Below are 19893 nucleotides of genomic sequence, written 5' to 3' on the forward strand. Positions count from 1 at the left end.
CTTCAAATACACTTCGCGGGTGTGTTTGCAGGCACTCTATTTATACTCTATGGCAATATAGGGTGATTGTGGATGTGTAAATTGAAGATTATCTGTTTTTTTCTTTGGATGTATGTTGGAGAAACTCATTCAACCAATAATACATATCAATTTCCGTATCGATATTCAGTTTTTTTCTGAGCCGGTATTTACGATTTTCGATTGTCCTGAATGAGCGGTGGGTAAAATCAGATATTTCTTTGTTGGAGAATCCAAGATAAATAAAGGCAAGTGTTTGTAATTCACTTAAAAGCAACTTTGGGTAATGCTTAAAAAGTTTGTTTGTAAAATCAGGATAAACCTCTTGGAATTTAGGCATAAAAGCCGGATCATTCTTTTTTGCCAGCTCTATCACCTCTGTCAATGATTCATTTATCTTTTTTTCGTGCACTTTCATTTTCTGTTCTATTTGCCGGTGATATTTTGCTTTGTATCGTCTACTAAATACCAGCATAGAAACTATGGTGCTTAATAACAAGATAATAGCAGCTCTATCCATATAGAATTTTTTGTTTTGCTCATTATTTAACTTTTTCTCGTTGTTTATTAGTAAGTTAATCATGTTTTTAGCTACTCCTAATTTATTTTCGTCAAGCTCCTTCTCAATAAGAAATTTCTTCTTATCAAATTCTTTGGCAGCTATTGTATCATTGAGTAGTAATAATGTTTTGCTCAAACGCTCATAGATAGATGGATATGCAGCTTTTAAGCCTAATTCATCGAGACTGTCCAATGCCTTGTAATAGTAGTATAATGCCGAGTCTGTATTATTCATTGAAAAGAACATATCTCCTTTGCGGGAATAGGTTCTGTGATAATAAGGGTAATTGTACTTGTCTGCCAACTCAATGGACCTGTTGAAGAAATTATGCGCTGAGTCTATTTCGCTTTCATCGGCCTTGAATGTTCCCAAGTTAGTATATGCATTGATAAGGAGAGTATAAACGATAGATTCATCCATCGAGGTTAATATTTCAATTTCTTTTTGGGTATATAACCGTGTTGAATCAGGGCAATCAATTATTGTATATAGATGTGCTAGGTTCTCATAAGCGAGAGCGGTAAAATAATCTCTATGCAATGGTTGATTTATCTGTTTTGTATAGGTAAGACCTTTTAAATACTCGTCTTTAGCCTTTTCCTGTAAACCCACGTAGGAATAAATCCGGGCCCGTATCCTGATAAATTCGGAGATTAATTTGGGATCTCCATCTGTATTTTCCTCTCCAAGAATAGCATAGTGCATTGCTTTATCATAATTCCCCGTGTCAAAAAGTGCTTGTGAAATATAAAAATAAGATTCAGCTATCCCCTTGCGGAAGTTTGACGATTGGGCTGATTCAAGCGCTTTAAAAGCAAACCGGAGACTGTTTTCAGTATCAATTAAAGCACTATAATCCTGTGCGAGGTCGAGTAGGCTATCTACCTCTTGCCTCACTTTCACCGGCGATGTTTTGAACCTGGAACAACCCCCAAGTAACAATAGGACTATTGAAAACAACGAGATTGTTTTCAATATTGGAGTGATTACAATTGACATGACATTGTCTGCTTTCGAAAAGCAAATAGTTTTGGTTTAATTTGTTGCAAAACAAATCATTTTCATCGATTTAAGCATTAAAAACAGACACTCTAAATACACTCTATTTCCCTTATTCCAGTCTAAAAGATGTGTTTTTTGCTTTTTTTCGATTAGAAGTGTTTGGGAGGATAGAATAGAAACTTTATTCCCATCCGCAAATCGCCAGAAGAAAATTTATATACAAATTCTTGATCATTGATATCACATTTAACAGACTCTATCATTGGTATGTATAATTATATATTTTATGCCATATCGACACTGTCATATATGATTGGTGAAGTGCGAAAATAAAGATTTTTCTTTGCTTTTCAATCATAAAAGATAGAGTTTTATGGATAAGGAGGATTTATGTCTAAAGATTGGTCAAAGAATCAGAGAATTTAGGATGTCTCAAAATTTATCTTTGCAAGAATTATCTGATAAACTGAATATTGAGTACAATAACCTAATAAGGATTGAGAAAGGGAGAACTAATCCAACTGTGGAGACATTATATAAAATTAGTCAATCACTCAATATCAAGTTAAGAGATTTGGTAAATGTGGATGATTGACCTATACTTGGGCTACTGTTTATATGGTTCCCAAGGATGTCATCCGCGCTGGGTGAATCCATATAGAAAATCCTCGATAAAATCGGCGGTCGCCTCGATGCCCAATGCCGATGAGTTGATGCATAAATGGTACGACTCGGCGGCGCCCCATTGTTTATTGCTGTAATAATTGTAATATCCGGCCCGTTTTTTATCTGTTTTCCCAATCAGCTCCAAGGCTTTCTTCTCGGTCAGTTCATAGTAATCCATGACTCGCTTTATCCGGTCGTCTTCTTCAGCGCTGATAAAGACGTTTAAGGCATGTGGATGATCGCGTAAAATATAATCGGCGCAACGCCCTACAAATATGCACGATTTTTCGCGGGCCAAATTCTGTATCACTTCACTTTGAATTTGAAATAACTTCTCGTTCCAAAGGTAACTGTTGGAAAAATTTTCGTCCAGCACCGGTGATTTAAGTCCCAGCAGTCCTCCGGTCAAGGTGAAACGTTTCTTCTCATCTGCCTTTTCAAATACCTCTTTGGCCAAACCGCTCTGTTGCGATGCCAACGCGATCAACTCTTTGTCATAAAACGCCATATCCAGCTGCTTCGATAAGATCCGTCCTATTTGCCGTCCGCCACTACCCAATTGGCGACCTATATTAATAATAAAATTGTCGTTCATATTCATTTTGTTTTGAATTTCTTGAATTGATAGATTAACATGGCGGCAGCCACGATGCTCGCAATCAGGTCGGCGGCGGGCATGCTGTACCAGATGCCGTTGATTCCCCAGTAATGAGGAAAGATCAGCAAGCATGGCAATAAGAATAACAATTGGCGGCTAAGTGACATGAAGATGGCTTTGCCGACCATACCGATACTCTGGAAAAAGTTGGACGTCACCATCTGGAAGCCGATGATCGGAAATGTGATGAAAGTAATGCGTAACCCATTTTTAGAAAGCTCAATCAGTTCCCTGTCGCTGGTAAATAGGGAGGCAATCGCTTCCGGAAAAAGGCGTACCACCAGAAAGCCGAAAGTAGTCACGCCGGTAGCCACGATGATCGATTTTTTCAAGACCTCGTTCACCCGTTTATAGAGCATCGCACCGAAATTATAACCGGCGATGGGTTGCATTCCCTGGTTCAATCCCATCACAATCATAAGAAACAAAAAGGAGATACGGTTCACGATGCCATAAGCCCCTACGGCCAGGTCGCCTCCCGTGCGTAACAATCCCTGATTGATGACAATGACAATCAGGCACGACACGGCATTCATCAGGAATGGAGACAAGCCGATCGAAAGCGAATCGGTCACAATTTTTTTATGTAGCTTGAAGGCTTTTTTTTGAAGGTAGATGAAATTATTCTTATCGCTGAAGAACTTCAATTGCCAGATCAACATAACCGTTTGCGAAATGACGGTGGCCCATGCGCTTCCTTTTATTCCCCATTCAAATACAAAGATAAACAGTGGATTCAGCACAAGGTTAATCATTACGGTGGCGATGGTGGCAACCATGGCCTTGTCAGGCCTTCCCGACGAGCGTAACATACCGTTCAGACCGAGGTATAAGTGGGAGATAACGTTCCCCAATAAGATAACATGCATAAAATCGCGTGCATAAGGGATTGTTACTTCGCTAGCCCCGAAAAAGTAGAGGATCGGGTCTAAGAAAATAAGTGCCACAACCGAGAATCCTATACCGAAAATAACATTCAATGTCAGTTCATTCCCCAGGATGATGTTGGCGGTCTTATAATCTTTCTGTCCCATGCGTATGGAAAGCAACGTGGCTGCTCCCGCACCGACCAGTGAACCGAATGCCGCCGCGAGATTCATCAGCGGGAAGGTAATGGCCAATCCTGAAATGGCCAATGATCCCACCCCGTGTCCGATAAAAATACTATCCGTAATATGGTACAGAGATGAAGCAGTCATCGCAATAATAGCCGGGAGGGCATATTGTGCCAACAATTTACCTATTTTCTCCGTACCTAATTCGGTCGGATTTCTCACTACACTCATTCGTTATTATTCTTTTTTTATTTTGCGGCATCAAAGCTACTAAAAAGAAAATGATGATTTTGTTAAATAAATATATGTTTTGAATAAAAGGTATCCGGCATACTATTGATGATCAAAGAGAGGCCGGTTTGTTCGTTTTATATAGATCATATAAACAAACAATCCTTATGCTTCTCAAAACGTATAGGCTGCTGATTTGTATTTTGATAAGGCGTGAAGAAAGAAAATACAGTCAAATTTATTTGTTTTGTCGAGTGTAGAAAATGTCAGACTCCGTGATGGGTTCATACTTGGGAACGAGTGATTTCATGATTGCCCACCCTATCAGATAGGCAAAGGCGCAGATACAGAAGATAATGAAATAACCGGCAGGTTTTCCTTCAAATCCCATAAATGTCATATTGGTTTCACCGGCAAAATGGAACAGGTTACCGGCGCTTTTCTGCATAATCATCGACCCTACACCCCCGGCCATTCCACCAATGCCCGTGACGGTTGCAATGGCACCTTGCGGAAGCATATCGCCAATAGTTGAGAAGAGGTTGGCGCTCCAGGCCTGGTGTGCAGCACATCCGATAGAGATAAGCAATACGGGAATCCAGGCAGCATTCTTACCCAAATAAGCAAACTCCACACCCAAGGGTTGTGCAAGCAACACCACCAACGGGAAAAATGCAAAAATCAGCATCGCCTTCATGCGTGCGGCATACGGATTCTGTCCGCTCTTGTGAATAAACACAGTGGGTAGTTTTCCACCATATATCGAGAGTATGGTCACAATCAGGTAGAGCGTGAAAATAAGAGCCATGCCTAATCCTTCGGTTGTTTTAATGCCGAATTGCGTATTCAGGTAGGAGGGGGTCCAGAACAGGAAGAACCACCATACACCGTCGGTCATGAACTTCCCGGCAACAAATGCCCAAGTCTGCTTATATGAAAAGCATTTCTTCAAGGATACTTTTGCCACACCGGGCTTGGCATCCTCTTCGGCCAATTCATAGTTGTCCTGCTCAATATAATCCAGTTCGAGCTGATTGACCCTTTTACTTTCTGTCGGTTTATCGTAGAAGAAAACCCAGAATGCCATCCAGATAAAACCCAGCACGCCGATAATGATAAAGGCCATTTCCCAGCCAAACGCTTTTGCCAAAGGAGGAATACTCAGAGGAGCAAACAATGCCCCGATGGATGCCCCCGCATTGAAGATGGAAGTGGCATAGGCACGGTCCTTCTTGGGGAAATATTCGGCTGTTGCCTTGATGGCTGCGGGGAAGTTGCCCGCCTCACCGAGTGCCAGCACGCCGCGTGCCACTAGGAAGCACCACATGCTGACCGTGGCGATTACTACTGCCAAGTCTCCCGTGGCAGCTGCCAGCTCTGCCGCACTGTCCAGACCGACATAGGCTTCGGTGATGATACCGCACAATGCATGCAGACAGGCTCCAAAACTCCATACGCCGATGGCCCAGAGAAACCCCTTTTTAGTTCCCATCCATTCTACAAAACGCCCGGCGAAGAGCATGCTGATGGCATAGAAAATAGAAAAGAATGAGGTGATAGTCCCGTAATGCGATTCATTCCAATGGAACTCGGGTTTGATAAACTCATCCCATGTGAGCGACAATACCTGCCTGTCCAGATAGTTGATGGTGGTTGCGAAGAATAGCATTGCAACCACTGTCCAGCGGAAATTGGTCATTTTTCCCTTCTCTCCCTGTTGTAGTTTACCCATGATTTTTTGTAATGATTATTATTATTTACAATTGATGCTTCGGATCTAATCTGTCGGTATTTAATTTGCTGTTTTAAATTTGTAATTCTCTATGTCATGGCAGATGTGTACGCGCACAAAATTACGATATGTTTTGACATATTCAAAATAAAATATTAAATTTTTATCCGTATTTATAAATCTGGAATTATCAAATCACTAGATTGCTTATTTGGCCCGTCTCCTTCAGAAGATGAAAAAGACTTTTAGAAGGATTATATGGAATAATGTGAAAATTTAATTATTGTAGGTGGCTATTATCAAATAAAAATATATAACTTTGGAAGTTTATAAGGGTTGTGTACTTGCACAGTATAACTTGTGTGTACGTAAACAGTAAAATAAAATATTAAAACAGCAAACAAATATATCTTATGAAGGGCTTTATTCATGAAGATTTTTTACTTCAGACAGATACGGCAAAGGAATTATACCATAATCATGCCAAAATGCAACCTATTATTGACTACCATTGTCATTTGAACCCTGAATATATCGCCAATGATCATACTTTTGATAATCTGGGTCAGATATGGCTCGAAGGCGATCATTATAAGTGGCGCGCCATGCGTGCCAACGGCGTGGAGGAAAAATATTGTACCGGCAAAGATATATCTGACTGGGAAAAATTTGAGAAATGGTCCGAAACGGTACCTTATACTATGCGGAACCCTCTTTATCATTGGACTCACCTTGAATTAAAGACTGCCTTTGGAGTGGATAAGCTACTGAACCCCGAAACGGCAAAAGAAATATTTGACAGATGTACAGAGTTACTGCATACACCCGGGTTCTCTGCCCGGGGATTGATGAAAAAATTCAAGGTAGAGGTGGTTTGTACTACCGATGATCCTGCTGACCATTTAGCATATCATCTTGCGTTGAAAGGAGAAAATTTTGAAATCAAAGTGCTGCCCACTTGGCGTCCCGACAAGGCGATGGCTGTGGAAAATCCCCGGGAGTACCGTGCATATCTGGAAAAATTATCCGAGGTGTCGGGAGTGGCTATCCACAAGTATAACGACCTTATTGAGGCGCTCCGTAAGCGGCACGATTTCTTTGCAGCAGTAGGCTGTAGGCTTTCTGACCACGGTATTGAGGAATTTTATGCCGAACCTTATACCCAACCTGAAATTGAACAGATCTTCAATAAGGTGTACGGAGGGAAAGCACTGACAAAAGAAGAGATATTGAAATTCAAATCGGCGATGCTTTATGAAGGCGCCCTAATGGACTGGGAAAAAGGATGGACGCAACAATTTCATTATGGCGCGATTCGTAACAATAATACCCGGTTGTTTAATCAATTGGGGCCTGATACTGGATTCGATTCTATGGGTGATTTTACTATTGCAAAAGCGATGAGTCGTTTCTTCGACCAACTGGATAAGGACAACCGATTGACCAGGACCATTATCTATAATCTGAATCCAAGAGATAATGATCTTATTGCCACTATGATCGGTAATTTTCAGGATGGATCGGTTGCCGGAAAGATGCAGTTCGGGTCAGGATGGTGGTTTCTCGACCAGAAAACAGGAATGGAAGCACAGATGAATTCCCTCTCTAACCTGGGTCTCTTAAGTCGATTTGTAGGCATGTTGACCGATTCTCGCAGTTTCTTGTCCTACCCGCGCCACGAGTATTTTCGGCGAATTTTATGTAATCTTATCGGTAATGATATAGAGCAGGGATTATTACCTGCTTCGGAAATGAAATTCCTTGGAGAGATGGTGGAGAACATATCCTATAAGAATGCAAAACAATTTTTTAATTTTTAGTGGCGATACGATAAAACAGTGAAGAGTGTTTTGCGGAAAATAGGAATTGAAAGCAAGATGAGTAGCCTATCTTTGCTCTGTAATTAAAATCAATAAGCTATGTATGAATTATTTGATATTAAAGGTAAAGTGATTGTCATTACAGGGGGGACCGGAGTTCTGGGTTCCTCCATGGTAGAGTATCTGGCGGCACATGGTGCTAAAATGGCTATAATGGCACGAAACAGGAACAAAGGTGATGTATTGGTGCAAAAAGTAAAAGCTGCCAGGGGAGAAGCCATATTTCTTCAAACTGATGTAACAGATAAAGCAGTGTTGAAACAAAATGCAGAAGAGATTGTGTCCCGGTATGGGAAAGTTGATGTATTGATCAACGGTGCCGGAGGAAATATATCGGGTGCTACCATTGGCCCCGACAATACCATCTTCGATCTGAAAGCGGATGATTTCCGGAAGGTGGTCGACCTGAACTTGATGGGTACAGTCATGCCCACACTGGCTTTTGCGGAATATATGGTGAAGGAGAAAAAAGGGAATATCGTGAATATCTCTTCCGCTTCGGCATTACGCCCATTGACCCGTGTTGCGGGATACGGTGCCGCCAAGGCGGCAGTGACCAATTTTACCAAGTATATGGCGGGAGAACTGGCTACTAAATTTGGGGAAGATTTTCGGGTGAACGCGTTGTGCCCCGGTTTCTTTGTCACGGAACAAAACAGGACGTTGCTCACCAATCCCGATGGATCCTATTCCGCCCGGGGCAATGCCATTATCGCGCATACCCCTTTCCGCCGGTTCGGAGTCCCGGAAGATTTGTTAGGTACACTCCACTATTTAGTGAGTGATGCCTCTAAATTTGTAACCGGAACGGTAGCAATTGTCGACGGCGGCTTTGATGCGTTTAGTATTTAATCACCACATCACCACATCAGTAAATCAATAAACATGTCTTTAGATTTAAAAAAAGAATTCAAATATTCGTTGATGGTACCTACCAGTATGGGAGTACGTATTACCCCGATAGATGCACAACCGGTACAGAGTACCAATCTTTTCCGGATGCAGGCGACTAGTGCCGAGACCAACGTAGCAAGTGTCTCGTCCTATCTTGGACTTCCAGTAAAGGTTCTTACTACCTTTGTAAAGGATAGCCCGATTGCAGCTTTTATCAAAGCCGATTTAAGAGCGAGAAATATGGAATACGAAGGGCCGGAGGTGGCACAGGGTGATCCCTGGGGTTATCGTCATCAGTTCAATATTGCCGATAGTGGTTTTGGGTTACGTGGGCCGAGGGTACAGAACGATCGTGCGGGGGAAGTAGGGAAGACATTGAAAGTGAAAGACTTCGATCTGAAGCGGATTTTTGGTGAAGAGGGCGTGCAGATCGTACATCTTTCCGGACTTATCGCTGCTCTTTCTTCTGATACGAACAACTTCTGCCTTGAGATTGCCCGTTACGCAAAAAAGTACGGAACACTTATCTCATTCGACTTGAACCATAGAGCTACCTTCTGGAAAGGTAGGGAAGACATCTTGAGAGAGGCTTTCACCGAGATCGTTTCGCTCTCTGATATCGTAATCGGTAATGAAGAGGATTTTCAGCTTTGTCTGGGTATCGAAGGCCCGAAAGCAGGGGGTGAAAATATTGGAAGCACACTGGAGGCTTTCAAAGGGATGATTTTGAATGCGAAGAAAGTTTTTCCGAATGTTTCTGTTTTTGCCAACACACTTCGTGAAGTGGTCAGTGCCAATGAACATCTCTGGGGCGCTATTGTTTATGAAAATGGGAATTGGCACGAAGCGCCTTTGCGGAGGATCAACGTAATGGACCGTATAGGTGGGGGAGATGGCTTTGTGGGTGGATTATTGTATAGTATTCTGACAGGAATGGAACCTGGTAAATGGGTACAGTTTGCGTGGGCAAGCGGTGCACTGGCAACGACATTTCTGACTGATTATGCCCAGCCGACTGATGAGGAGATGATCTGGAGCATCTGGAAAGGGAATGCAAGGGTGGTGAGATGATTTCACGATTTGACGACATGTCGATCGCAAAACAATTCATAATTTTGGAATTCAAAATCTTGAAATATAAAAAATAAATGAATAAAAAAGCAGATATAGGATTGATCGGATTGGCCGTGATGGGTGAAAATCTGGTCTTAAATATGGAAAGTAAAGGCTACACAGTAGCAGTGTTCAACCGTACTGTGGATAAAGTAGATAGGTTTGTCAATGGAAGGGGAAAAGGGAGAAATTTTATAGGAACTCATTCGCTGGAAGAGTTGGTATCATCCCTGGAAAGGCCCCGCAAAGTAATGATGCTGGTAAAAGCGGGTAAGCCGGTGGATGATTTTATTGAACAGCTGAATCCGCTACTCGAACCGGGTGATATTATCATTGATGGAGGAAACAGTTATTTCCCGGATACTATCCGCAGGACAAAATATGTAGAGAGCAAAGGGTTACTCTATATAGGGACAGGTGTTTCAGGAGGTGAAGAGGGTGCACTCAACGGACCCTCCATGATGCCCGGAGGTTCACCCGAAGCATGGCCTTATGTAAAAGAGATATTCCAAGCCGTGGCGGCCAAAGTGGGGGTAGGTATACCCTGCTGCGATTGGGTAGGTGAAAACGGTGCCGGCCATTTCGTGAAGATGGTGCACAACGGCATTGAGTATGGAGACATGCAGATTATCAACGAGGCATATCATCTGATGAAAGAATTGCTTGACATAGACGCTTTTGGGCAGCACGAAGTATTTAAAAAGTGGAACAGCGGCGTATTGGATTCGTACCTGATAGAAATTACGGCTGATATCATGGCATATAAGGATGATGATGGAAGCCCGCTGGTGGAAAAAATCCTTGATACGGCCGGACAGAAAGGGACGGGTAAGTGGACAGCAGTCTCTGCCCTCGACCTGGGAATCCCGCTTACGCTGATCGGTGAATCAGTCTTCTCGCGTTGTCTCTCGGCACAGAAAGACCTGAGGGTAAAAGCTTCTGAAGCCATCTCTATAAAGAAATCCGATTTTAAAGGAGATAAAAACCTGTTTATTGATGATCTGGAAAAGGCGCTTTACGGAGCCAAGATTATCTCTTATGCGCAGGGTTATGATCTGATGATGGAAGCCGCCAAAGAATACGGATGGAATCTTAACTATGGAGGTATCGCACTGATGTGGCGTGGAGGTTGTATTATTCGTTCTCGTTTTTTGGGAGATATCAAAAAAGCGTTCGATAATAACCCATTATTGGAAAACTTGTTGCTCGACCCTTTCTTTAAGGAAGCTATACTATCGGCAGAAGGTGGTTGGAGAAGGGTTTGTGCTACAGCCTTGCAAAATGGGATTCCCATACCGGCACTTACTTCGGCCCTGTGTTATTTTGATGGATTCCGGAGCGGACGTCTTCCGGCCAACCTTTTACAGGCGCAACGCGACTATTTTGGAGCACATCAGTATGAGCGGGTAGACAGGCCTCGCGGAGAATTTTTCCATACCGATTGGACCGGACATGGAGGAAATACGGCCTCCACTACGTATGATGTTTAATTGATGTGATGATTGAGTTATGAAGATCATCAAATCAATAAATTATCACTACTTCCTGAAAGTCGGGACAACTTCTCCCGTTTTATCGGGACTATCAAATCAATAATATGATTTACTACGAAAATGGTTCTCCTACGACTGCTCTCTCTCATGATGATTTGAGGGGTGGGTTGTATGAAGCACTGGAGAAATTGGGCGAACGGCAAAAAATACTTGCTGTTCCGCCCGATTATACCCGTCTGCCCAGTCGTGCCGGAGAACTTACGGAAATCGCATGGGAGTATTATGAAGAAAAACTCACCGATATCCTACCTGCTTTAGGAACACATACCCCTATGACTTCGGAGCAAATCAGTCATATGTTCGGAAAAACTCCTAAATCACTTTTTCGTGACCATGACTGGCGGAATGATGTGATTACGCTGGGAGAGGTGCCGGCAGAATATATACGCAGCATTTCAGAGGATAAGGTGGATTTCTCATGGCCTGCACAGGTTAACAAACTACTGGTTGAAGGGGGATTCGATCTTATCCTCTCGATTGGTCAGGTAGTCCCCCATGAAGTGGTAGGAATGGCCAACTATAACAAGAATATCCTTGTCGGGACCGGAGGAAGTGAGGGTATCAATAAAAGTCATTATATCGGGGCAGTCTATGGGATGGAACGGATGATGGGAAAGGCCGATACCCCGGTAAGGCGTGTGTTCAACTACGCCACTGAACATTATCTAAAAGAATTACCTATCGTATATGTCTTGACAGTAGTAGGGGTAAATGCTCATGGGAAGCAGCAGACCTACGGATTGTTCGTCGGGAACGATTTGGAAGTGTTTGATCATGCTGTCAGACTTTCCCTGGAGGTTAATTTTGTGATGGTGGAGAGACCTTTGAAAAAGGTGGTTGTATGGCTTGATCCTTCCGAGTTTAAAAGTACCTGGCTGGGGAATAAGTCGATTTACCGTACCCGGATGGCGATAGCCGATGGAGGCGAGCTGATTGTCCTGGCCCCGGCTTTGAAAGAGTTCGGCGAAGATAAGGCGATTGATGCACTGATCCGTAAGTATGGCTATTTTGGGACTCCCCATACGCTTAAAGCTGTATCCGGAAGTCGGGAATTGAGGGATAACCTCGGGGCGGCGGCACATCTTATTCATGGCTCTTCCGAGGGGCGATTTTCTATCACTTATTGTCCCGGTAAAGAAGACTGGAACCTTACGGCGGAAGAGATCGAAAGCGTTGGTTTCTCTTGGGGAGATATCGAGGAGACCATGCAAAGATATAATCCACGGTATCTTAAAGAAGGATTCAATGTGCTTCCCGATGGAGAGGAGATATACTATATCTCAAGTCCTGCACTTGGTTTGTGGGCATATAAAGAGAGGTTATAAAACTCTATATATATCATGACAACAAGAAGAGAATTTATCAGAAACGCAGCCCTCGCTTCAGTGGGGGTGGCTATGGGTGGTATATCGACTAAGATGAATGCTGCCAGTTACAGTAGGGTGGTAGGTGCCAATAAAAAGGTGAACTTAGCCCATATCGGTATCGGAAACAGGGGATGGGAAATTATCAATGATTTCGATAAAACGGGATTGGCCAATGTGGTAGCCCTTTGTGATGTGGATATGGGAGCTGAACATACTAAAAATGCTCTCAACAAATTTCCGAAAGCGAAGCGGTTTAAGGATTTCCGGGAGATGTTTGATAAAGTGGGTAACGAGATTGACGCTGTAGCGATTGCAACTCCCGATTTTGCCCATTTTCCCGCTGTGATGATGTCGATGGCGGAGGGAAAACATGTGTATGTCGAAAAACCGCTGAGTCGTACTTTTCATGAATCGGAATTACTGTTAAAAGCCTCCAGAAAGTATACGAACGTGGTCACCCAGATGGGAAATCAAGGCCATTCGGAAGCTAATTACTTTCAATTCAAAGCGTGGAAAGAGGCCGGTATCATCAAGGATGTAACGGCTGTTACGGCACATATGAACAACCCGCGCCGCTGGCACGGCTGGGATCCCAATATCAGGAAATTTCCTGCCGCTGAACCTATCCCAGAAACATTGGATTGGGATGTATGGATGATGGCACAGCGGTATCATGATTATAATAAGGATTTCCACTACGGGCAATGGCGCTGTTGGTATGACTTCGGGATGGGTGCCCTGGGTGATTGGGGCGCACATATTATCGATACGGTACATGAATTCCTTGACCTGGGCTTACCGGAAGAAGTCATACCAGTTAAACTGAAGGATCATAACGATTATTTCTTTCCGATGTCGAGTACCATAGAATTCAAATTCCCGAAACGGGGGAAGATGCCTCCGCTGGTTATCACATGGTATGACGGATTGGACAATATCCCACCTGTTCCCGAAGGGTACGGAGTATCGGAACTCGATCCCAATATTCCCTCCGTAGGTGGCGGACAGATACAACCGACCAAATTGAATCCCGGAAAAGAGATTTACAGTAAGGAACTCATTTTTAAAGGAGGGTCACACGGTAGTACACTGAGTATCATTCCGGAAGAAAAAGCAAAGGCAATGGCGAAGGATCTTCCCACAGTACCCGAGAGTCCCTCCAATCATTTTGCCAATTTCCTCCTGGCTTGTCAGGGTAAAGAGAAAACCCGTTCTCCATTCGAGGTATCGGCTCCTTTAAGTCAGGTATTCAATTTAGGAGTAGCAGCACAGCGACTCAACCGCAAAATTGTTTTCGATAGAAAAACTAAACGGGTTACAAATGACCCTTTTGCAGATGCCTATCTTACGGGCGAACCACCACGGAAAGGGTGGGAAGACTTTTATAAGATTTAGGAATCTTCCGATTCTTCCCGTTTTCATTCACTTTAAAACAAAAAAACAATGATAAAACAAACAGTATTAGTGATCTTAGCAGTGATAATAACTTTTTCTGCATGCGCACAGGATAATCCCAACACACTTTCGGAACAAGAGAAAAAAGACGGATGGAAGTTGTTATGGGACGGAAAGACCACCGAAGGGTGGCGCGGAGCCAAATTGGAACATTTTCCCGAAAAAGGATGGTCAATCCATAATGGGATACTGAAAGTGCAAAAAAGCGGTGGAGGTGAGTCCGCCAACGGCGGCGATATTGTTACTATCCGCCCTTACAAGAACTTTATACTGAAAGTGGATTTCAAGATTACCGAGGGTGCTAACAGCGGTATCAAATACTTTGTAGATACTAACCTGAATAAAGGAGAGGGATCGGCTATCGGGTGTGAATTCCAGATACTCGACGACGCCAACCACCCCGATGCAAAACTTGGTGTGGAAGGGAACCGTACGCTGGGTTCGCTCTACGACCTGATACCGGCTCCTGAAAATAAGCCATTCAGGAGTGGTGTTTTCAATACAGCCATGGTGGTTGTCAAGGGAAATCATGTGGAGCATTGGTTGAACGGTATAAAGATCATTGAATATGAGCGCAACAATCAGATGTGGGAAGCATTAGTAAATTACAGTAAATATAAGGATTGGCCTGATTTTGGAAATGCAGAAGAGGGCCTGCTTCTGTTACAGGATCATGGTGATGAAGTGTGGTTCCGGAATATTAAGATAAAAGAGTTATGACATTTTAAATTCGGGCGAGTTACAAACGGAGGGAATAAGCACGTGATTGGTGCTCGCGAGCTGATAGATGAAAACGGAACGATCAAAATCTAAGGTCGTGCGGAGGAGGGATTCATTCCAATGATGTGAACGACTTGAAATATTGGTAAAGGTCGGTTTCACTCGGGATACCCAGTTTTTTTCTCAGCCGGTTTTTGCTTGTTTGTACCGAACGATGCGTAATAAACATGCAATCGGCTATTTCCTTCGATGAGAAATTCAGGTAAATAAGGGCACTTAATCGCAACTCGGTATTGGTCAGGTCCGGATGATGAGTGAGGAGGTTTTGTGAAAATTCGGGATAGACCTCGTTGAAGCGGGGCAGGAAAGCGGAGCTGTTCCTTTTGGCCAACTCAATCACTTCCCCCAGCGCATCGCTCAGTTTTTGTTTCAGTACCAGGATTTCCGATTCTTTCTTTTTTCTTTTTATTACCAGTTTCCGGTATATGATACCTGAAATTAATAAAGCAATTATAAAGAATATGGCTACCAGGGAAATGATTCCCTGCAGTTTCAGGTGTGACATTTTTCGCTCTTCACCGAGTAACATCGAGAAAGCCTCCTCCGCCGCCTCATTCCTTGACTCGCCCAATTCGGTTGATACCTGCTGCAGTTTTTCCCGGTACCATCTTGCCGAGTCTTCTTCACCCCGGCGGGAGTAAATCTCGGCTATGCTTGTGTAAAATTCCGGTAATTCATTTTTTATATTGGTTAACATCAAGTTATCCAGTCCCTCACGATAAAGCACCATTGCAGAATCGCTTTTCCCTGTTTCCACTTGCAGATCGCCCCATCGCCGGTAAAGCCAGGAGGAATAGGGGTAATTATATTGACGGATGATGGAATGTGCCTTATGAAAGTAATATGTTGCCGAATCATATTGCAATTGTTTCGTATAATATTCGCCGAAATGGGCATAGAGGTTGATCTTGTTCCTGAATGACAGACTGTCATTCATGGTAGAGAGCAATTGTTCATTTTTTTTCATCCAGTAGAGTGATGAATCCGGCTTTTCACGTATCATGCTATAAGCCATGGCCAAATTTTCATAAGCCAGACTGGTAAAACGGTCCCTTTCCTGCTTGTCTTTTATCTTCCGGGTATAGGCCTGGGCTTTCATGAACTCTCTCATTGATGCATTCTCCAAATTGAGCATATAGTATACCTGCCCTTTTATCCTGCTTATTTCTGACTGAATTATCGGATTATCTCTGCTGTAGCGCTCTTCTTCCGCATGTGAGAGGTATTCCAGCGATTTCTGATAATTGCCCAGATAGCTCATCACCTGTCCTATATAAAAACAGGACATCGCTTTTCCTTTCGAATACCTTATATCCCTGCTCAATGATAATGCTTCGGTGGCGAGTTCAAGTGCTCTGACCGGTCTTACTTTTGATATTTCTACAGACACCGTGGAAATTAAACTGTCGGCTTTTTCTATACCTCCTTCCCCCAAGTGAATGGATACAGCTTCTGCGTCGATAAAAATAAGGAATAATGAACAAAAGAATAAGAAATGCCTCATAGATGTTGGTGCTCTTTTCGCAAAAATAGTATTAATACCACTCAATTCAAAATTTATTTTTATCTCTTTTGGTATCGGAATCCGCTCTTTTTTATGTCAATAAAAATATGGGTTTTATCTCAATCTATATTTCCGGTAGAAAAAAGGTGATAACTATTATACTTTGATATTTAGAGAGATATCCTTGTAGGCGGAATCTTTAATAAGAGATGTTGTATGTATGTTGTACCTTGAATTGTCCTTTTTTTTATAAATAGTGTGAACTTTACCGATAATTTCAAGTTGTTAGTACCGATATCCCATTAGCTAGTTTTAGGTGAGAGTTAAAGGTCTGTAAAACTGAAATATTCCCTATATGAGGTAGGTGATGGTCGAAAATAAAATTGTCCTTATTAATAAATAACATGTCCTTTTTTATATAAAAATTGCAATAAAAATAGACAATAATATTTCATTATATAGACAATGAAGAAAATGCGCCATCATTTTGTGCATTTTTGAAAAAGTGGATTATTAACTGACATATTATAGGGGTAGGAATCAACTTTTTATTATAATGACACATAATATATCTATTAAAAAGTATGAGTAAACCAAAACTGTTAATTATCGCAACAGCGCTATTACTTGCCGGTAATAGTACGTATGCGCAGGTAGCCGGTATCAAGACCAATTTGATAGCGGATGCCACCACAACAATGAATCTGGGAGTTGAGATTGCAACGACCCCTAAGAATACATTGGATCTTTACGTGAATTGGAATCCATGGGAGCCAAGTGGAGGACGACTTATCAAGCATTTGCTTGTACAGCCCGAGTATCGCTGGTGGTTTTGTGAGAAGTTTGCCGGGTCGTTCCTGGGAGTCCACCTGCATGGCGGATTTTTCAATTGGGCAGATGTGAAACTGCCTTTCAAAATGTATCCCCAATTAAGGACGCATCGCTATGAGGGAGCATTTATCGGAGGAGGGGTCTCGTATGGCTACCAATGGGTGCTTTCAAAGCATTGGAATCTTGAGGCGAATGTGGGGGCAGGATATGCCTATATCAATTTCGACAAGTACCAGTGTGGTGATTGCGGGAAGCGTCTTGAGAAGGACAAGGACAAGCACTATTTCGGTCCCACCAAAGCGGCACTAAGTATAATCTATGTATTTTAAAAAATGATGATTGCAATGAGAAATATATTTATAACCGGTTTTCTCCTATTATCCATTGTCACTTTACAGGGGCAATCATACCCCGGTGGTGTGCGTGTGGAGAACCTGAATGTACAGTTGTTGGAGGACAACAACCTATTGGATGTCAATCTCGACTTTGTCCTGCCGGAAGGGTTGAAAGTGAAGACGAACCGGATGATGACACTCACCCCTATCGTCCGTGGAACAAGTAATCAGGAGTTGCTCCCTTCCGTATATGTATATGGCAGGAAGCGCCAGATCCTGTCGGAACGTAATGATCGTATACCGGAAGAAGAGACTGGGCGGGTATTCCGGCGGACCAACAAGCAGGAGCAGGTGATCAACTATAGCGCTACCTTACCCGCCGAGCCGTGGATGGATCAATCGGAACTGATCCTGGAACTGGATATCTGTGGATGCGGGAATCAGTCGGAAGATATCACATACCTCTCCTTGACAGGTATCGACATACCCCGGGCACCCGAGTTGCCGGCGATCCTTTACAGGGTGCCTGAGGCCGAGAAAGTGAAACGGCGCGTGCTACAAGGGCAAGCCTATATAGATTTCCCCATCAACGAGATCGTTATTTATCCCGATTATATGAGAAACACCATCGAATTGGCCAAGATAGACAGTACCTTGAGAGGATTCGAGGCAAGCGATATACAGAGGCTCTCCCTCCACGGGTTTGCTTCTCCCGAAGGATCTTATAATAATAACGTGTACCTCGCAAAAGGGCGTACGCAAGCATTGAAAGATTATATTATCCGGAAATTCAAAATCCCCGGAACCATTATAGAAACCAACTATACACCGGAGAACTGGGAAGGATTTATCCGGCTGGCCGAAAGCTCCCAGTTGAAGGAAAAAGAGCGCATCCTCGAAATTGCCGGAAAGGATATCGAGCCCGACCGGAAAGAGGCTGAATTGAAGGCGATGCCTGAAGCGTTCCGCCACATGACCCGCAACTGGTTCCCGGTACTTCGCCATACCAATTACGAAATTGAGTATGTGTTGCCGGAATATACGGCTGTGGAAGCGCGTGGCGTGGCCATGGAGAATCCTTCACAATTAAGTGTGCGTGAGATGTATGATGCCGCTCTGCTCTGCGGACGTGGGTCGGAGGAGTATTATCAGTTGATAGAAACCGCAGTGCGTACCTATCCCGATAATCCCGATGCCAACCTGAATGCTGCTTCCGCAGCACTGGAACAAGGAGATATTGAGGCTGCCCAAAAGTATATGCAGAAGGCAGACCTTTCCACACCGGAGGGTAAGAATAATATGGAATATATCAAAATATTGAAAAAAAGCAATGATAAAAAATAGCTATAAGATAGCAGGGATTACACTGCTTTTACTGCTTGTGTCTTGTATCAAATCTGATTACGACACGGAAAATTGCCCGGGGCTCTATACCATTACCCCTCTTGTCCCGGTAGAACTGCAACAGAGTACCAATGAATTTTTGTCCGAAGCAGCCACTTCTGTGAAGTATCCTACCGATGCGCAATGGCGTATAACCGAAGTGGGACCGGATAACACCCTCGAGTTGCTGAAAGGACAATACAGGGCCTACTCCGTGAAAGGAGCAACCGACCAGGTGACGATACACTCTGGTTCGACGGTCTCTGTCAGCTCTGAAAACGGGGCGGCCGGTGAACCAGGTAATTTTGTGGCAGGTGCCATTGACTTCAACGTGGAAGGAGGACTGGTCGATTGGGGTATTATCAATTACGACTTGCCGACTAATATCCAGACCCGCCTGCTGACCCTGAAAGTGAAAATCGAGGGAGATAACAGCAGTTTGGTGGAATCGGTATCGGCTACCGTGGATGGCATCGCACTGTCCCGTGAGTTACGCGATGCCTTTATCGAGGACGGGGAACGCAACCGTTACCCCTCGCTGAGCACAGGATATGCGGCCTATGCAATGGATGTCAAAGAGAATGATGGATTTTATACCGATTCCCGGCGGTTGTTGGGATTAGATGGCAATGCCAAACAGAACCTTGCGCTGACCATCCATTACGAGGGGGGATTCAAGAAGAGTTTCCTCTATGATATTACCGGAGACCTCGACGGGTTTCATACCCGTAAGGTAATCGAGCCTTGGTTTATACATATCGTCTTACGGGCGGGAGCCGATTTTACAGCCACTATAGAAGACTGGCAGTCAGGACCCGAAAAGTGGATGGATGCCACACCCAATAATTAATCAGTAAAAGAAAACAAAAACAGC

15 protein-coding genes and 1 pseudogene are annotated in these 19893 nt (G+C 43.4%); 11 read left to right on the forward strand and 5 right to left on the reverse strand.

Features of this window, described 5'->3' with window-relative positions:
• Positions 1 to 88: 88 nt before the first annotated feature.
• Positions 89 to 1483: a hypothetical protein gene (locus tag B4G81_RS09255; RefSeq protein ID WP_294081802.1), complete on the reverse strand. Its 1395-nt coding sequence runs from the start codon at positions 1481 to 1483 to the stop codon at positions 89 to 91.
• A gap of 472 nt (positions 1484 to 1955) precedes the next feature.
• Between B4G81_RS09255 and B4G81_RS09260 the strand changes: the two genes are divergently transcribed.
• Entirely contained in the window at positions 1956 to 2177 is a 222-nt protein-coding gene (locus tag B4G81_RS09260; protein ID WP_294081804.1) for a helix-turn-helix domain-containing protein, read from the forward strand.
• 39 nt (positions 2178 to 2216) lie between these two features.
• Here the strand turns inward: B4G81_RS09260 and B4G81_RS09265 are convergent, their stop codons facing one another.
• From B4G81_RS09265 to B4G81_RS09275, 3 genes are all read right to left on the reverse strand, one after another.
• Positions 2217 to 2843 (reverse strand): AAA family ATPase, encoded by a 627-nt coding sequence (locus B4G81_RS09265; RefSeq protein WP_294081806.1) that lies wholly within the window; start codon positions 2841 to 2843, stop codon positions 2217 to 2219.
• A gap of 2 nt (positions 2844 to 2845) precedes the next feature.
• On the reverse strand, positions 2846 to 4192 hold the full coding sequence (locus tag B4G81_RS09270) for an MATE family efflux transporter (protein ID WP_294081808.1): 1347 nt from the start codon (positions 4190 to 4192) through the stop codon (positions 2846 to 2848).
• Between the two features lie 238 nt (positions 4193 to 4430).
• Positions 4431 to 5924 (reverse strand): MFS transporter, encoded by a 1494-nt coding sequence (locus B4G81_RS09275; protein ID WP_294081811.1) that lies wholly within the window; start codon positions 5922 to 5924, stop codon positions 4431 to 4433.
• Between the two features lie 413 nt (positions 5925 to 6337).
• Between B4G81_RS09275 and uxaC the strand changes: the two genes are divergently transcribed.
• From uxaC to B4G81_RS09310, 7 genes and pseudogenes are all read left to right on the forward strand, one after another.
• Positions 6338 to 7744 carry a glucuronate isomerase gene (gene uxaC, locus B4G81_RS09280; protein ID WP_294081812.1) on the forward strand — a complete coding sequence of 469 codons (1407 nt, stop codon included), beginning with the start codon at positions 6338 to 6340 and terminating at the stop codon, positions 7742 to 7744.
• 99 nt (positions 7745 to 7843) lie between these two features.
• A complete protein-coding gene (locus B4G81_RS09285) occupies positions 7844 to 8656 on the forward strand; it encodes an SDR family oxidoreductase (protein WP_294081816.1) in 813 nt (270 codons plus the stop codon).
• 33 nt (positions 8657 to 8689) lie between these two features.
• A complete protein-coding gene (locus B4G81_RS09290; RefSeq protein WP_294081818.1) occupies positions 8690 to 9769 on the forward strand; it encodes a PfkB family carbohydrate kinase in 1080 nt (359 codons plus the stop codon).
• A 77-nt stretch (positions 9770 to 9846) separates the two neighbouring features.
• Positions 9847 to 11301, forward strand: a complete 1455-nt coding sequence (gene gnd, locus B4G81_RS09295; protein WP_294081820.1) for a decarboxylating NADP(+)-dependent phosphogluconate dehydrogenase — start codon at positions 9847 to 9849, stop codon at positions 11299 to 11301.
• Positions 11302 to 11408: 107 nt separating this feature from the next.
• On the forward strand, positions 11409 to 12689 hold the full coding sequence (locus B4G81_RS09300; protein ID WP_294081821.1) for a lactate racemase domain-containing protein: 1281 nt from the start codon (positions 11409 to 11411) through the stop codon (positions 12687 to 12689).
• Positions 12690 to 12704: 15 nt separating this feature from the next.
• Positions 12705 to 14126: a Gfo/Idh/MocA family oxidoreductase gene (locus B4G81_RS09305; protein WP_294081823.1), complete on the forward strand. Its 1422-nt coding sequence runs from the start codon at positions 12705 to 12707 to the stop codon at positions 14124 to 14126.
• Between the two features lie 120 nt (positions 14127 to 14246).
• Positions 14247 to 14906: pseudogene (locus B4G81_RS09310) on the forward strand (3-keto-disaccharide hydrolase); the annotation flags it as partial.
• Positions 14907 to 15018: 112 nt separating this feature from the next.
• On the opposite strand, the gene B4G81_RS09315 reads toward B4G81_RS09310, so the two are convergent.
• Positions 15019 to 16470: a LuxR C-terminal-related transcriptional regulator gene (locus tag B4G81_RS09315; protein WP_294081825.1), complete on the reverse strand. Its 1452-nt coding sequence runs from the start codon at positions 16468 to 16470 to the stop codon at positions 15019 to 15021.
• Positions 16471 to 17054: 584 nt separating this feature from the next.
• On the opposite strand from B4G81_RS09315, the gene B4G81_RS09320 reads away from it, so the two are divergent.
• Genes B4G81_RS09320 through B4G81_RS09330 form a run of 3 tightly spaced genes read left to right on the forward strand, consistent with a single transcriptional unit; the run spans position 17055 to position 19869 of the window.
• Positions 17055 to 17630 (forward strand): DUF3575 domain-containing protein, encoded by a 576-nt coding sequence (locus B4G81_RS09320; protein WP_294081826.1) that lies wholly within the window; start codon positions 17055 to 17057, stop codon positions 17628 to 17630.
• Positions 17631 to 17645: 15 nt separating this feature from the next.
• On the forward strand, positions 17646 to 18980 hold the full coding sequence (locus B4G81_RS09325; protein WP_294081828.1) for a DUF3868 domain-containing protein: 1335 nt from the start codon (positions 17646 to 17648) through the stop codon (positions 18978 to 18980).
• Positions 18967 to 19869: a hypothetical protein gene (locus B4G81_RS09330; RefSeq protein WP_294081830.1), complete on the forward strand. Its 903-nt coding sequence runs from the start codon at positions 18967 to 18969 to the stop codon at positions 19867 to 19869. Before B4G81_RS09325 ends, B4G81_RS09330 begins: the two co-directional genes overlap by 14 nt.
• The last annotated feature ends 24 nt before the right edge of the window (positions 19870 to 19893 follow it).

This window comes from Proteiniphilum sp. UBA5384 (genome assembly GCF_002410825.1).
Lineage (GTDB): Bacteria > Bacteroidota > Bacteroidia > Bacteroidales > Dysgonomonadaceae > Proteiniphilum.

Bases quoted from the DNA above. Each gene is read 5' to 3' on its own strand.
- B4G81_RS09260 (WP_294081804.1), top strand. From the start codon at position 1,956: ATGGATAAGGAGGATTTATGTCTAAAGATTGGTCAAAGAATCAGAGAA.
- B4G81_RS09265 (WP_294081806.1), bottom strand. From the start codon at position 2,843: ATGAACGACAATTTTATTATTAATATAGGTCGCCAATTGGGTAGTGGC.
- B4G81_RS09270 (WP_294081808.1), bottom strand. From the start codon at position 4,192: ATGAGTGTAGTGAGAAATCCGACCGAATTAGGTACGGAGAAAATAGGT.
- B4G81_RS09275 (WP_294081811.1), bottom strand. From the start codon at position 5,924: ATGGGTAAACTACAACAGGGAGAGAAGGGAAAAATGACCAATTTCCGC.
- uxaC (WP_294081812.1), top strand. From the start codon at position 6,338: ATGAAGGGCTTTATTCATGAAGATTTTTTACTTCAGACAGATACGGCA.
- B4G81_RS09285 (WP_294081816.1), top strand. From the start codon at position 7,844: ATGTATGAATTATTTGATATTAAAGGTAAAGTGATTGTCATTACAGGG.
- B4G81_RS09290 (WP_294081818.1), top strand. From the start codon at position 8,690: ATGTCTTTAGATTTAAAAAAAGAATTCAAATATTCGTTGATGGTACCT.
- gnd (WP_294081820.1), top strand. From the start codon at position 9,847: ATGAATAAAAAAGCAGATATAGGATTGATCGGATTGGCCGTGATGGGT.
- B4G81_RS09300 (WP_294081821.1), top strand. From the start codon at position 11,409: ATGATTTACTACGAAAATGGTTCTCCTACGACTGCTCTCTCTCATGAT.
- B4G81_RS09305 (WP_294081823.1), top strand. From the start codon at position 12,705: ATGACAACAAGAAGAGAATTTATCAGAAACGCAGCCCTCGCTTCAGTG.
- B4G81_RS09315 (WP_294081825.1), bottom strand. From the start codon at position 16,470: ATGAGGCATTTCTTATTCTTTTGTTCATTATTCCTTATTTTTATCGAC.
- B4G81_RS09320 (WP_294081826.1), top strand. From the start codon at position 17,055: ATGAGTAAACCAAAACTGTTAATTATCGCAACAGCGCTATTACTTGCC.
- B4G81_RS09325 (WP_294081828.1), top strand. From the start codon at position 17,646: ATGAGAAATATATTTATAACCGGTTTTCTCCTATTATCCATTGTCACT.
- B4G81_RS09330 (WP_294081830.1), top strand. From the start codon at position 18,967: ATGATAAAAAATAGCTATAAGATAGCAGGGATTACACTGCTTTTACTG.